This is a genomic window from Actinoplanes sp. URMC 104 (assembly GCF_051386375.1).
GTDB lineage: Bacteria > Actinomycetota > Actinomycetes > Mycobacteriales > Micromonosporaceae > Actinoplanes.
Window position 1 is genome coordinate 1776723 of the sequence record NZ_JBPQTO010000002.1, and the last position, 12851, is coordinate 1789573.

The following is a 12851-nucleotide window of genomic DNA, read 5'->3' on the forward strand; positions in this document are numbered from 1 at the left end:
GCTACTGCGCCTCGATGATCATGCCGGCGCCGACCGTGCGGTTGGTGCTCTCGTCGATCAGGATGAAGCCGCCGGTGGTGCGGTTGCGCCGGTACTCGTCGGCGAGCAGCGGCACCGTGGTGCGCAGCCGCACCCGGCCGATCTCGTTGAGCTGCAGCGCGTCCGCCTGCTCGTCGCGGTGCAGCGTGTTCACGTCCAGCCGGTACTGCAGGCCGCGGACCACCGTGCGGGCCGTGCGCGTGGTGTGCTTGATGGCGTACTTGCCGCCGACCCGCAGCGGGGCGGTCTCGTCCATCCAGCAGACCATCGCCTCGATGTCCTGCGCGACCGCGGGGGCGTTGTGCGGCCGGCAGATCAGGTCGCCGCGCGAGATGTCGATCTCGTCGTTGAGCCGCACCGTGACCGACATGGGCGGGAACGCCTCGTCGACCGGCCCGTCCGCGGTGTCGATGGCGGCGATCGTGCTGGTCATGCCCGAGGGCAGCACCATCACCTCGTCGCCGGGCTTGAGCACGCCCGAGGCGACCTGGCCCGCGTAGCCGCGGTAGTCGGTCACGGTCGTCGACTGGGGACGGATCACGTACTGCACCGGGAACCGCACGTCGACCAGGTTGCGGTCGCTGGCGATGTGCACGTGCTCGAGGTGGTGCAGCAGCGACGGGCCGTCGTACCACGGGCTCTTCTCGGAGCGCGAGGCGATGTTGTCGCCGTTGAGCGCCGACACCGGGATGATCGTCAGGTCGCCGATCTCGAGCTTGGCCGCGAACGAGGTGAACTCGTCCGCGATCTTGTCGTAGACCGCCTTGTCCCAGTCGACCAGGTCCATCTTGTTGATGCACAGCACCAGGTGCGGCACCCGCAGCAGGCTGGTCAGGAACGCGTGCCGGCGGCTCTGCTCGACCAGGCCCTTGCGCGCGTCGACGAGGATCAGCGCGAGGTCGGCCGTCGAGGCGCCGGTGACCATGTTCCGGGTGTACTGGATGTGCCCCGGGGTGTCGGCGATGATGAACTTGCGCTTCGGCGTCGCGAAGTAGCGGTACGCCACGTCGATCGTGATGCCCTGCTCGCGCTCGGCGCGCAGGCCGTCGGTGAGCAGCGCCAGGTTCGTGTACTCGTCGCCGCGCGACGCGCTGGCCGCCTCCACCGCCTCGAGCTGGTCGGCGAAGATGGTCTTGGTGTCGTACAGCAGCCGGCCGATGAGCGTCGACTTGCCGTCGTCCACGCTGCCCGCGGTGGCGAACCGCAGCAGATCCATGCGCGCCGCGGGGGCCGCCTCGGTCTCCAGGACGCCCTGGCTCATCAGAAGTAACCCTCTCGCTTGCGGTCTTCCATCGCGGCCTCGCTGACCTTGTCGTCGCCGCGGGTCGCGCCGCGCTCGGTGATGCGGGTGGCGGCGACCTCGTCGATCACCTTCTCCACCGTGTCGGCCTCGGACAGCACGGCGGCGGTCTGCGAGGCGTCGCCCACCGTGCGGTAGCGCACCCGGCGCACCTGCGAGGTCTCGCCGTCGCGCAGCCGGATGAACTCGTTGACCGCGTAGAACATCCCGTCGCGCTCGACGACCTCACGGTCGTGGGCGTAGTAGATGCTCGGCAGCGGGATGCGCTCCTTGGCGATGTAGTGCCAGACGTCCAGCTCGGTCCAGTTCGACAGCGGGAACACCCGGATCGACTCGCCGGGGTGGTGCTTGCCGTTGTAGAGCGACCACAGCTCGGGCCGCTGGTTCTTGGGGTCCCACTGACCGAACTCGTCGCGGAAGCTGAACATGCGCTCCTTGGCGCGCGCCTTCTCCTCGTCGCGGCGGGCGCCGCCGAACAGCGCGTCGAAGCGGTACTTCTCGACGGCGGCCAGCAGCACCGGGGTCTGGATGCGGTTGCGGGTGCCGTCGGGCAGCTCGCGCACCAGCCCGGTCTCGATCGCCTCCTGCACGCTGGCGACCACCAGGTTGAGCCCGAGGCCGGCGACCCGCGAGTCGCGGTACTCCAGCACCTCGGGGAAGTTGTGGCCGGTGTCGACGTGCATGACCGGGAACGGGATGCGGGCGGGGGCGAACGCCTTCTCCGCCAGCCGCAGCATCACGATCGAGTCCTTGCCGCCCGAGAACAGCAGCACGGGACGCTCGAACTCCGCCATGACCTCGCGCATCACGAAGATGCTCTCGGCTTCCAGCGCGTCCAGATGCGAGACGCGGTAGGGCTTCGTCTGGCTCATCGGTGGGGGCTCCAGACCTTTCGGGGGGATCGCGGCTGTGTTGCTGGGTTCAAACCGTCATTTTGACGGAAGGTGACGCTGCAACGCTGCAAGCAACCGAGGAGCGAGATCCTTACGGCACACCACCAGGTCCGGCAACTTAGGGTCGGCCTCGTTGTATTTCAACGCAGATCCGTCGATTCGGCTAGCGTGCAGGCCGGTGGCCAACGCCACAGCGACCGGGGCGGCCGAGTCCCACTCGTACTGACCCCCGGCGTGCACGTACGCGTCGGCCTCGCCGCTGATCACCGCGGCGATCTTCACGCCCGCCGACCCCATCGGCACGAGCTCGGCGCCGATCTCCTCGGCCAGCGCGGTCACGAAGGCCGGCGGCCGGGTGCGGCTGGCGGCGATGCGGATGGGCCCGGCGGTCGCGTCCAACGGCATCGGCGGGTACGCCGGGGCGTGGTCGGTGGCGATCGTCCGGTGCTGCGCGGGCATCGCGACCGCGCCCGCGGCCAGGCAGGACGGGCTCGAGCAGTCCGCCGTCCAGAGGGCGACGTGCACGGCCCAGTCGGTGCGGCCCTGCTCGGAGAACTCGCGGGTGCCGTCGAGCGGGTCGATGATCCACACCCGGGAGGCGCCGAGCCGCTCCGGGCGTACGGTGCTGTGCTCGCCGTCACGCCACGCCTCGCGCGCGTGGTCGTCCTCCTCCGAGAGCACCGCGTCGGCCGGGCGCCAGCGGGCCAGCTCGGCGCGCATCAGGTGGTGCGACGCCTTGTCGCCGGCCGCCTTGAGCGCGGCGCCGTCGGCAAAGCCCTGCTCCTCGCGCACCTGCAGCAGCGCCTGCCCGGCCCGGTCGGCCAGCCAGCGGGCGAAGGCCGCGTCGTTCACCGGCGGGATGCCGCCGTCCGCGCTCTCTCGCTGCGGGTTCACGCGCGCCGACGTCTCTGTCTGCTCGCCCATTCTCTGCCGCTCCCTAAGGTCAGTACGCTCCGGACGACCGCACCACTGCCGTCATGGTGCGCAACAGGATGACCAGATCCAAGCTGAAGGTCCAGTTCTCCACATAGCGCAGGTCCAGCCGGACCGCTTCCTCCCACGGCAGATCCGAGCGTCCGGACACCTGCCACAGCCCCGTCATGCCCGGCTTGACCGCCAGCCGGCGCCGCACGTCGTCGGCGTACGCCGCCACCTCGCTCGGCAGCGGCGGCCGCGGCCCGACCAGCGACATCTGCCCCAGCAGCACGTTCAGCAGCTGCGGCAGCTCGTCCAGCGAGAAGCGGCGCAGGTAACGACCCACCGGCGTCACCCGGGGATCGTCACGGATCTTGAACAGCACGCCGTCGTGCTCGTTGAGATGCCGCAGCTCGGCGAGCCGGGCCTCGGCATCCACATACATGCTCCGGAACTTGAAGATGCGGAACTGCCGGCCGTCGCGGCCGACCCGGACCTGGCGAAAGAGTACCGGGCCGCGTGAGGTGCACCGCACACACAGGGCGACCGCCAGCAGCAGCGGGCCGAAGACCAGCAGCAGCGCGAGCGCCCCGAGCCGGTCGAACGCCTCCTTGACCAGGCGCGAGCCGCCGTGCAGCCGGGGGTGCTCCACGTGCAGCATCGGCAGCCCGTCGAACGGCCGGATCGTCGTGCGCGCCCCGGCCACGTCGACCAGCGCGCTCGCCACCACCAGGTCGACCTCGTCGCGCTCGAGCCGCCAGGCCAGCCGCCGCAGGGCCGCGCCGTCCAGCTCGGGGCAGCTGAGCACCACCACGGTGTCCGCGTCGGCCTGCTCCACGGCGCCCGCCACGTCGTCGAACGTGCCGTAGACGGCCAGCCCGTGCGGCCCGTCCGAGACGCCCACGCCGTCGTGGCCCGGCGGCAGGCACGCGCCCACCACCTCGAGCCCGTGATAGCGCTCCCGCCGCAGCTGGCGGTTCATGCCGATGACCGACAGCTCGTGCCCGACCAGGATCACCCGGCGCAGGCTCTCGCCGCGGGCGCGGGCCCGGTGCAGCCGCTTGCGCAGCGCGAACCGCAGCACCACCGACGAGGCGATCGCGGTCGGCAGCGCGGCCAGCACATAGCCCCGGGCAAGATCCAGATCGAGGGCGTACGAGACCACGGCCGCCCCGGCGATCAGGCCGACCCCGCCGCGGAACACCCGCTGGTACTCGTCGGTGCCGACGAACAGGTAGCGCCGCTCGTACGCCCGCGAGACCGCCAGCACGGCCAGCAACAGCACCGGCAGCAGCGCGGACAGCACGATGTACGCGAGGTTGTAGGTGGTCACGACGTCGCCGAAGCGCAGCCCGAACGTCACCGCCCCGGCCGCCGTGCCCGCCACCAGGTCACAGAGCACCAGCGACCACACGTAGCGGCGCTCCCACAGCTGCCGCCGCGACATGGCAGCGTGCCGGCCGCGCATCCGCACGAACGGCCGCGCCGCCGGGCGGGCCGCCGCCGACTTGCTGGGCCGCTGCGACCAGTGCCGGTCCATCGCCTTGTTGCGCGCCGGATCCACCTTGCCGCGCGCCGCCAGCGGAGCCCCGTTGTCATGCTTGCCCGGCGCGGCCTCCGGCCCGGCCTTCGTGCCCCCCGGCCCGGCGTTGAGGCCGCTCAGCCCCCCGCCCGGCCGCTCCTCCGTCTTGGTGCGGGCCGCCGCGCCGTACAAGCCGCCGCCCAGCCCCTCCTCGGCAACGACGGCCTCGGCGGCACCCGGCTTTGTCGAGCCGCTGCCATCCCGGTCCGGCGCGGACGCACCCCCGTCCGGGCGTGTCGGAGCCGCGATCCCGGCGCTCATCGTGGCCGCGGTCGGCGTGCCCACGCCCGGCGGCGGCGGACTGAGCGGCGCGACCGGTGCCGGGATCTTGGACCGCCGCGGCCCGTGGTTCGCCGGCGGGTGGTTCGCCCAGCCGTAGCCCTCGGGCGGCTCCACCGGCCCGCCGCTCCAGCCGTACCCGTTGCCGTCGGCCCAGCCCTGCCCGCTGCCGTCGGCCCAGCCCTGCCCGCTGCCGTCGGCCCAGCCCTGCCCGCTGCCGTCGGCCCAGCCCTGCCCGCTGCCGTCGGCCCAGCCCTGCTCGTCGCGCGGGACACCGCCCCACGCGTCGTCCTCGCGCGACTCGGACGGCGTCCGGTCGTCCCAGCCGAAGTCCTCGCCCTCGCCCAGCGACGGGTCGCCGGTCCAGCGCGACTCCCCGCCCTCGTCGACCGGCGGCCGGTGACCCCGCGCGTACCCCTTCGGCGGACGCACCGGGCGGATCGCCGGCAACAGCACGGTCGGCTGCGACAGCACCGCCTCACAGGCGGACAGGTCCCGCCGCATCCCGAACCTCCCCCAACCGCCGGTCATAGCGCACCGAATCGGTGCATACGTGTGACCAACGGTCGGACACTCAAGAGCGTCACGGGGCCGAGAGACGGACAAAACCGCCCAATCGATCTATCCGTTCGGCCCTCGCGGGATCAACCGCCGTGGTATTTGTTCTGCGCCCACTCCACGCCCTCGAGCACGATGGCCTCCACCACGTCGGCCGCGCGGTCGACGAGGAAGTCCAATTCCTTGCGCTCGGCGCCGGAGAAGTCGGAGAGCACGTAGTCGGCCGGGTCCTGCCGGCCGGGCGGGCGGCCGATGCCGAACCGCACCCGCGCGTACTCCTTGGTCGACAGCGACTTCGACATGGATCGCAGTCCGTTGTGGCCACCCTCACCACCGCCACGCTTGGCTCGTACCTGTCCGAACGGCACATCAAGCTCATCGTGCACGGCAATCACGTTCGCCACGGGCACTTTGAAGAACTGGCCCAGCGAGGCCACCGGCGCGCCGGACAGGTTCATGTAGGTCAGCGGCTTCACCAGCACCAGCTTCGGGCCGCCGAAGCCCAGCCGGCCCTCCGCCACCTCGGCGTGCGCGCGCTTCGACCGGCCGAACTTCGCGTCCACGCGCGACGCCAGCAGATCGGCCACCATGAAGCCCACGTTGTGCCGGTTGCCGGCGTACTCCCGGCCCGGGTTGCCCAGCCCGACCACCAGCCACGGCTCGTCGCTCACTGCCCTGCCCCCTCATACGAGAAGGGGAAAGTGCCACCCGGCACTTTCCCCAACACTGCTCGTCTCGCCGGCTCCGGCGGAATTACTCCTCGGTCGCGGCCTCGGCGGTCTCGCCCTCGGCGGCCGGCTCGCCACCCTCGCCGGTGTCGCCCTCCATCTGCTCGGCGGTCTGCGCCTGCGACACGATCGCCAGCACGAAGTCGGGCTCGACGGCCAGCTCGGTGCCGGCCGGCAGCTGCACGTCGGCGGCGGTCACCTGGGCGCCGGCCTCGAGGCCCTCGATGGACACCTCGAAGCTGGACGGCAGGTGCATGGCCTCGGCGACCACGGCCAGGGTGTTCGACTCGTTGACCACGAGCGTGTTGCGGGCGGCCTCACCGGTCAGCGTGACGGGAACGTCCACCTGGACCTTCTCGCCGCGCTTCACGATGATCAGGTCGACGTGCTCGTAGGTGTCCTTGATCGGGTCACGCTGGATGGCCTTGGGCAGGGCCAGCGTGGCGCCGGACGCGCCGGCGATGTCGATCGTGAACACCGTGTTGAGTCCACCGTGCCGGATCGCGGCCGCGAACTCACGGGCCGGCAGCGCGATGTGCTGCGGCTTCTCGCCGTGGCCGTAAAGCACGGCGGGCACCAAACCGGCCCGGCGCGTGCGACGGGCACCACCCTTGCCGAACTCGGTGCGGGGCTCGGCGCTGATCTTTACCTCGGACACGGGGAAACTCCTGAAACTCTTCGATCGGGCTGCGACTAAGTCGGCGGGCTGCGGCAGTGTGTGGGTCAACGGACACCGACGGTGCTGGTGGCCGTGGCCGGCGCTGCCGGGCAAGGGGGCGCGCTGGGCACAGGCCCGGAGCACCGCGTCGATCACGGTGCCTCCGAGCGGCTGCGAAGCTCAGCAGACCGCGGGGCACCCTCGCCGTGGCAACCGCACTAGCTTACCTGCTACGTACGCGCACGACTCATCGGGTCCGCCCCGCTCAAGCACTCCTTGAAAAGTTCACCCACTCGAATGCAACTTGCAGAGCGTGATCGGCCGCCGAGGGGCCTAGCTCAGCCCGCCGAACAGCGTGGTGACCGAGCCGTCGTCGAAGACCTCGCGGATCGCGCGCGCCAGCAGCGGCGCGATCGACAGCACGGTGATCTTGTCGAGACGCTTCTCGGGCGGCAGCGGCAGCGTGTTGGTCACCACCAGCTCGCTGATGCGGCTGTTCTTGAGCCGCTCGGTCGCCGGGTCGGAGAGCAGCGCGTGCGTCGAGGCCACGATCACGTCGGCCGCGCCCTCGTCCCAGAGGATGTCGGCCGCCTTGGTGATCGTCCCGCCGGTGTCGATCATGTCGTCGACGATCAGGCAGACCCGGCCCTCCACCTCGCCCACCACGCGGTTCGCCACCACCTGGTTGGGCTTGAGCGGGTCGCGGGTCTTGTGGATGAACGCCAGCGGGCAGCCGCCCAGCCGGTCGGTCCAGCGCTCGGCCACCCGCACCCGGCCCGAGTCGGGCGCCACCACGGTCATCGGCCGGCCGGCGTACTTCTGCTGCACGTGCTCGGCGAGGATGTCCATCGCGAACAGGTGGTCGACCGGGCCGTCGAAGAAGCCCTGGATCTGCGCCGTGTGCAGGTCGACCGTGAGGATCCGGTTGGCGCCCGCGGTCTTGAGCAGGTCGGCGACCAGGCGCGCGGAGATCGGCTCGCGGCCGCGGTGCTTCTTGTCCTGCCGCGAGTACGGGTAGAACGGGAGCACCACGGTGATCCGCTTGGCCGAGCCCCGCTTCAGAGCGTCGATCATGATGAGGGTCTCCATGACCCAGCGGTTCACGCCCTCGGTGACCGACTGCACGACGAACGCGTCCGAGCCGCGGACGGAGTCCTTGAAGCGGACGAAGATCTCACCGTTGGCGAACTCGTACGAGTCGGCGGGGGTCGGCGCGACGCCGAGCACCTGGCCGATCTCGTCGGCCAGCTCCGGGAAACCCCGCCCGGAGAAGAGCATCAGAGACTTACGGTTCTCCGCGACGATGCTGCCCATCGGCTCGCTACTCCCGTTTTGGTTCGAGGGGGTGGGGATGACATTCGGAGTGAAGTATCCCCCGCGGCCACTTCGGCGCCACCATCCGCGGCCACCGCGTGGGATGCCTCACCCCCACCGGATCATTCCAGCTCAGAGGCGGTCGGCCCGGCCCGTTCAGCACCGGGCGTACCCGCCGCGTCACGATCGGGAACGTTCCGGAGCCCGCTGTCGGATATTCGCCAGTGACCTTGCCCGGCCGGCCCGGACGGCCAGGCCACCACTCCAGCTAACCGCACCCGCCCGCATTCCGCCCGCCGACCAGCCACCACCGCGTCACTCCAGCGCCACTTCCCCGCTCCCCAGGGCCGCCGCGGCGGCGCTTTCCTGCCGCTTGCCCGGCCTCGGCCGCGTCACTCCGCGGTGCTGACCTCGCCGCCCGCGTCCTTCTCGGCCAGCGCGCGCTCGGCGGCCGCCGCCGACACCGTGCCGGCCCGCTTGCGAGCCACCCAGCCCTCGACGTTGCGCTGCGGCGCCCGCGTCACCCCCAGGCTGCCCGCCGGCACACCCTTCTGGATGGCGCTGCCCGCCGCCACGTACGCCCCCGGCTCGATCTCCACCGGCGCGATGAGCACGGTGTCGGAGCCCACGAACGCGGCCTCGCCCACCGTGGTGTGGCTCTTGTTGACCCCGTCGTAGTTCGCGAAGATCGTGCCCGCGCCGATGTTCGCCTTCGGGCCGATCGTGGCGTCTCCCACGTACGACAGATGCGGCACCTTCGCGCCCTCGCCCAGCTCGGCGTTCTTCGTCTCGACGAAACCGCCCACCTTGGCCTTGCGGCCCAGCCGCGTGCCCGGCCGCAGGAACGAGAACGGCCCCACGGTCGCCTCCGGCCCGATCTCCGCACCGATCGAGTGCGTCCGCAGCACCACCGCGCCCGCCCCCACCGTGCTGTCGATCAGCGTCGTGTCCGGCCCCACGATCGCGCCCGCCGCGACGGTCGTCGCGCCCAGCAGCTGCGAGTTCTGGTCGATCTCCACGTCGGGCTCGAGCTGCACCGTCACGTCGATCCAGGTGGTCGCCGGGTCCAGGATCGACACGCCCGCGCGCATCCACGCCTCGTTCACCCGGTCGCGCAACAGCGCCCGCAGACGCGCCAGCTCGGCCCGGTCGTTGCAGCCCAGCGTCTCGTCCGCGTCCGGCGCCACGAACACCCCGACCGGCCGGCCCACCGAGGCCATGATCCCGAAAACGTCGGTCAGGTACTCCTCGCCCTGGTCGTTGTCGGTGGACAGCTTCGACAGCGCCTCCCGCAGCGACGCCACGTCGAACGCGTAGATGCCGGCGTTGATCTCGCGCACGGCACGCACCTCGGCCGAGGCGTCCCGCTCCTCCACGATCCGCTCGAGGTTGCCCGCCGCGTCCCGCACGATCCGGCCCAGCCCCGTCGGGTCCGCCACCTCGGCCGCCAGCACGGTGGCCCCGCGCGCGCCCGACTCGTGCGCCTCGATCAAGCTCGCCACCGTCTCGGCCCGCAGCAGCGGCACGTCGCCGTTGAGCACCACCACCGTCCCCGAGGCGTCGGGCGCCGCTTCCAGCGCGATCCGCACCGCGTGCCCCGTGCCGTTCTGCTGCGCCTGCAGCACCGGCGTGACCCCCGGCGCCACCTCCGCAAGGTGCGCCTCGACCTGGTCGGACTTGTGCCCCACCACCACGATCGTCCGCTCCGCCCCCGCGGACGCCGACGCGGTCAGCACGTGCCCGACCAGCGTGCGCCCGAGCAGGGGGTGCAGCACCTTGGGGGTGGCGGACTTCATCCGCTTGCCCTCACCGGCAGCAAGGACGACGACAGTACGACGAGGGGCCTGACTCACGCGGTACTCCAGTGTTCGCAGTAGGCATCAACGCGGACGGCGGCAACTCAGCCGCGGGGCCGGTGCACCCGGACCCCTTCCACAGGACATGCTCGGCCGCCAGGACTCGAACCCGGAACACTAGGACCAAAACCTAGGGTGATGCCATTTCACCACGGCCGACTGGTTCGGTCGCCACACTAGCGCCTGGCTCCCGCTGAGCAGAATCTACTATCCCAGCGCATCGAGCGCTTCCATCACGCCCTCGACCCTCCAATAGAGCTCCCGTGACTTCGGTACCGAGATGACCAGGCAGCCGTGATAGTCGGCACCCACGTTGGCCCTCCTCGTCGCCGGGTTGTGCCGCTTGATCGTCGCCCGTTGGAACAGTTCACGCGGCACGCCGAGCCGCTCGGCCCACCAGTCGGCAGCAGCCTCGGCGTCCGCGCTCTCATGGATGTGAACGCGATACCGCAGAGAGGCGGCATCACGACCCTGCGCTCGCAGGAAGCACAGGAAGAGGCGGTGCAGACGAGGATCGTTGTTGATGAAAATCAACCGATCGTGCCGCCGCCACGGCTTCGACTTCGCACCCTCACACATGTAGGCCAGCGCCCCTCCCAGGAGCACATCCCTCTGGGTGATCGGGCCGAGCTCGTCCACCACGCCGGCTCGGACCTCGACCTGCCGGCGGTCCCGTTCGGCGCGACGCTCGTCCCAGCGGGCGGCGAGCATGAGATCGGAGTGCGCCTTCTTCTCACGGGCGCGCTCGGCGTCCGGATCGAGCGGCAGATGCTTCACCCAGCTATAGGCGGTGGACTTGGCGACGCCCAGCTTCAGTGCCAGGTCGTTGACCGACCAGCCGAGCTTCCGCAGCTCGACGGCCTGGCGGCGAAGGTCGTCCTTGGCATTCGGCCGCTTGGTCCACTCGGGCGGGGTGATGCCGCGCAGCCACTCGGTCAGCGTGCCGCTGCCGACGCCGAAATGCTTCCTCAGCTCTGAGATCGACAGCCCAGGGTCGACGCGGAGCCGCCGGGCCTCTTCCCTCACATCGCTTGTCATCATGTACTTACATTAGAATGTGGCTACGGCTGATTGTAAGGGCACAGATGTGCCAATCGGTTCCGGGCTGCCGTCGGCACTGCGCGCCGGCGGCAAACCGGGCGTCCGGGGCCGGTGGCGACGCCGTGCACCTGGCAGGATGGCTGGGTGACCGATCCGGACAATCGCCCCCAGACGAGCCCCAGGGTGCGCATGTCGGCCGCCCAGCGGCGGGAGCAGCTGATCGCCATCGGGCGCCAGTTGTTCGCGGAGCGGGGCTTCGACGGGACCAGCGTGGAGGAGGTGGCCGCGCGGGCCAAGGTCTCCAAGCCGGTGGTCTACGAGCACTTCGGGGGCAAGGAGGGCCTCTACGCGGTGGTCGTCGACCGGGAGGTGCGGGCGCTGCTCGATCGGATCGCGGCGGGGCTGACGGCGGGGCACCCGCGGGAGTTGCTGGAGCAGGCGGCGCTGGCGTTGCTGGACTACATCGAGGAGGAGCCGCACGGGTTCCGGGTGCTGGCGCGCGAGTCGCCCGTCCTGGCGCCGGCGGGCACCTTCTCGAGCGTGATGAACGACGTGGCGCACCAGGTCGAGCACATCCTGGGCGCGGAGTTCCGCACCCGCGGGCTGGACCCGAAGTTCGCGGAGCTGTATTCGCAGGCGCTGGTCGGGATGGTGGCGCTGGTGGGGCAGTGGTGGCGGGAGGCCCGCGAGCCGAACAAGGAGAGGGTGGCCGCCCACCTGGTGAACCTGGCGTGGAACGGCCTGTCCCACCTCGAGGCGGAGCCGACGCTGCTGACGCGGAGGATGCGCTAGCCGCGGGCGCCGATCTTGCCGTAGAGGCCGGCGGTCAGCACGATCAGCCCTAGCACGGTCAGCACGATCACGTTGATCATGGAGACGTTGAAGACGTTCGCGTCGGTCTGAATGACCATCATCATGATCATGGCGTAGCCCGCCAGGCCCCAGCCGAGCACGACCGTGACGTGGTGATAGAGGTTGCGGCCGAGCAGCACCGCGGCGAGCAGCACGAGGCCGAGGATCAGGCTCAGCCAGGCCGTGGCGGGGTTCGTGCGCAGGCCGAGCACCCAGTCGGAGCCGCGGTGGAAGAACGGCTCCCCCGCCGTCACGCCGAGGCCGATGGCGCCGAAGAGCGTCAGGTAGGCCGCGGCGAGGAGGGCGAGGAAGCGGTAGAGCGGGCGCAGCGGATGGTTGAGGGGGTAGTGCGGCATCAGGCCGTGCGGCCCTCGCGAACCTGGCGGGGCGCCCCGGCCTGCGACTGCGGGGCGATCTTGCCGTAGAGGCTGGCGAGGATGAGCGCGAGGCCGACCAGGTAGGTGACCACGACCGTCGACATCGTGAAGCCGAAGAAGTTGGCGTCGGTGCGGTTGGTGGCCAGCTCGTAGCTGCCGAACACCAGCAGCGCCCAGCCGAGGTACTTGTTCGCCTCGACGTCGAGGTTGCGGCCGAGCGCGGCGGCGGCGATCACGATGGCGCCGACGATCAGGGCGATGATCGACCACAGCAGGTTGCTGCCCTGGCCGAGGACGCGCTCACCGCTGGGCCCGGTGAAGCTCTCGCCGGACGTCTGGATCAGGCCGAGGACGCCGAACACGACCAGGTAGGCGCCGACGAGGAAGGCAAGCCCGCGGTAGAGCGGCCGCAGCGGGTGATTGACCGGGGTGTGCGCCATGGTGTCCGTCTCCAAGGTC

General features: G+C 70.9%; 12 protein-coding genes and 1 tRNA gene. 1 reads left to right on the forward strand and 12 read right to left on the reverse strand.

What is annotated here, in order from left to right:
- Position 1 precedes the first annotated feature (1 nt).
- The 10 genes from cysN to ACSNN8_RS09345 all read right to left on the reverse strand — a co-directional run bounded on the left by cysN (position 2) and on the right by ACSNN8_RS09345 (position 11163).
- Complete coding sequence (gene cysN / locus ACSNN8_RS09300; RefSeq protein WP_436648240.1) at positions 2-1300, reverse strand: sulfate adenylyltransferase subunit CysN; 1299 nt, start codon at positions 1298-1300, stop codon at positions 2-4.
- Positions 1300-2211 carry a sulfate adenylyltransferase subunit CysD gene (gene cysD, locus ACSNN8_RS09305; protein WP_436648241.1) on the reverse strand — a complete coding sequence of 304 codons (912 nt, stop codon included), beginning with the start codon at positions 2209-2211 and terminating at the stop codon, positions 1300-1302. The genes cysN and cysD overlap by 1 nt, the downstream gene beginning before the upstream one ends.
- Before the next feature lie 57 nt (positions 2212-2268).
- On the reverse strand, positions 2269-3156 hold the full coding sequence (locus tag ACSNN8_RS09310) for a 3'(2'),5'-bisphosphate nucleotidase CysQ (RefSeq protein WP_436648242.1): 888 nt from the start codon (positions 3154-3156) through the stop codon (positions 2269-2271).
- A gap of 19 nt (positions 3157-3175) precedes the next feature.
- On the reverse strand, positions 3176-5512 hold the full coding sequence (locus tag ACSNN8_RS09315) for an exopolysaccharide biosynthesis polyprenyl glycosylphosphotransferase (protein WP_436648243.1): 2337 nt from the start codon (positions 5510-5512) through the stop codon (positions 3176-3178).
- 140 nt (positions 5513-5652) lie between these two features.
- Positions 5653-6237, reverse strand: a complete 585-nt coding sequence (gene pth, locus ACSNN8_RS09320; RefSeq protein WP_436648244.1) for an aminoacyl-tRNA hydrolase — start codon at positions 6235-6237, stop codon at positions 5653-5655.
- Between the two features lie 82 nt (positions 6238-6319).
- Entirely contained in the window at positions 6320-6952 is a 633-nt protein-coding gene (locus ACSNN8_RS09325; RefSeq protein WP_436648245.1) for a 50S ribosomal protein L25/general stress protein Ctc, read from the reverse strand.
- Positions 6953-7285: 333 nt separating this feature from the next.
- Positions 7286-8266, reverse strand: a complete 981-nt coding sequence (locus ACSNN8_RS09330) for a ribose-phosphate diphosphokinase (protein ID WP_436648246.1) — start codon at positions 8264-8266, stop codon at positions 7286-7288.
- 392 nt (positions 8267-8658) lie between these two features.
- The gene (gene glmU, locus ACSNN8_RS09335; protein WP_436648247.1) at positions 8659-10119 is read right to left on the reverse strand and encodes a bifunctional UDP-N-acetylglucosamine diphosphorylase/glucosamine-1-phosphate N-acetyltransferase GlmU; all 1461 of its coding nucleotides are present in this window, start codon (positions 10117-10119) and stop codon (positions 8659-8661) included.
- 91 nt (positions 10120-10210) lie between these two features.
- A tRNA-Gln gene (locus ACSNN8_RS09340) sits at positions 10211-10281 on the reverse strand.
- A gap of 48 nt (positions 10282-10329) precedes the next feature.
- A complete protein-coding gene (locus tag ACSNN8_RS09345) occupies positions 10330-11163 on the reverse strand; it encodes a helix-turn-helix domain-containing protein (protein WP_436648248.1) in 834 nt (277 codons plus the stop codon).
- A 189-nt stretch (positions 11164-11352) separates the two neighbouring features.
- Between ACSNN8_RS09345 and ACSNN8_RS09350 the strand changes: the two genes are divergently transcribed.
- Complete coding sequence (locus tag ACSNN8_RS09350; RefSeq protein WP_436649483.1) at positions 11353-11955, forward strand: TetR family transcriptional regulator; 603 nt, start codon at positions 11353-11355, stop codon at positions 11953-11955.
- Here ACSNN8_RS09350 and ACSNN8_RS09355 read toward each other — a convergent pair.
- Both ACSNN8_RS09355 and ACSNN8_RS09360 read right to left on the reverse strand, forming a co-directional pair.
- Positions 11952-12371, reverse strand: a complete 420-nt coding sequence (locus ACSNN8_RS09355) for a DUF4383 domain-containing protein (protein ID WP_436648249.1) — start codon at positions 12369-12371, stop codon at positions 11952-11954. The two genes, ACSNN8_RS09350 and ACSNN8_RS09355, sit on opposite strands and share 4 nt — an antisense overlap.
- On the reverse strand, positions 12371-12847 hold the full coding sequence (locus ACSNN8_RS09360) for a DUF4383 domain-containing protein (protein WP_436648250.1): 477 nt from the start codon (positions 12845-12847) through the stop codon (positions 12371-12373). The genes ACSNN8_RS09355 and ACSNN8_RS09360 overlap by 1 nt, the downstream gene beginning before the upstream one ends.
- Between the last annotated feature and the right edge of the window lie 4 nt (positions 12848-12851).

What these genes read in the sequence shown, in the direction of transcription:
- ACSNN8_RS09350 (WP_436649483.1), top strand. Translation starts at nt 11,353, where the DNA reads ATGTCGGCCGCCCAGCGGCGGGAGCAGCTGATCGCCATCGGGCGCCAG.
- cysN (WP_436648240.1), bottom strand. Translation starts at nt 1,300, where the DNA reads ATGAGCCAGGGCGTCCTGGAGACCGAGGCGGCCCCCGCGGCGCGCATG.
- ACSNN8_RS09345 (WP_436648248.1), bottom strand. Translation starts at nt 11,163, where the DNA reads ATGATGACAAGCGATGTGAGGGAAGAGGCCCGGCGGCTCCGCGTCGAC.
- cysD (WP_436648241.1), bottom strand. Translation starts at nt 2,211, where the DNA reads ATGAGCCAGACGAAGCCCTACCGCGTCTCGCATCTGGACGCGCTGGAA.
- ACSNN8_RS09315 (WP_436648243.1), bottom strand. Translation starts at nt 5,512, where the DNA reads ATGCGGCGGGACCTGTCCGCCTGTGAGGCGGTGCTGTCGCAGCCGACC.
- ACSNN8_RS09310 (WP_436648242.1), bottom strand. Translation starts at nt 3,156, where the DNA reads ATGGGCGAGCAGACAGAGACGTCGGCGCGCGTGAACCCGCAGCGAGAG.
- ACSNN8_RS09355 (WP_436648249.1), bottom strand. Translation starts at nt 12,371, where the DNA reads ATGCCGCACTACCCCCTCAACCATCCGCTGCGCCCGCTCTACCGCTTC.
- ACSNN8_RS09330 (WP_436648246.1), bottom strand. Translation starts at nt 8,266, where the DNA reads ATGGGCAGCATCGTCGCGGAGAACCGTAAGTCTCTGATGCTCTTCTCC.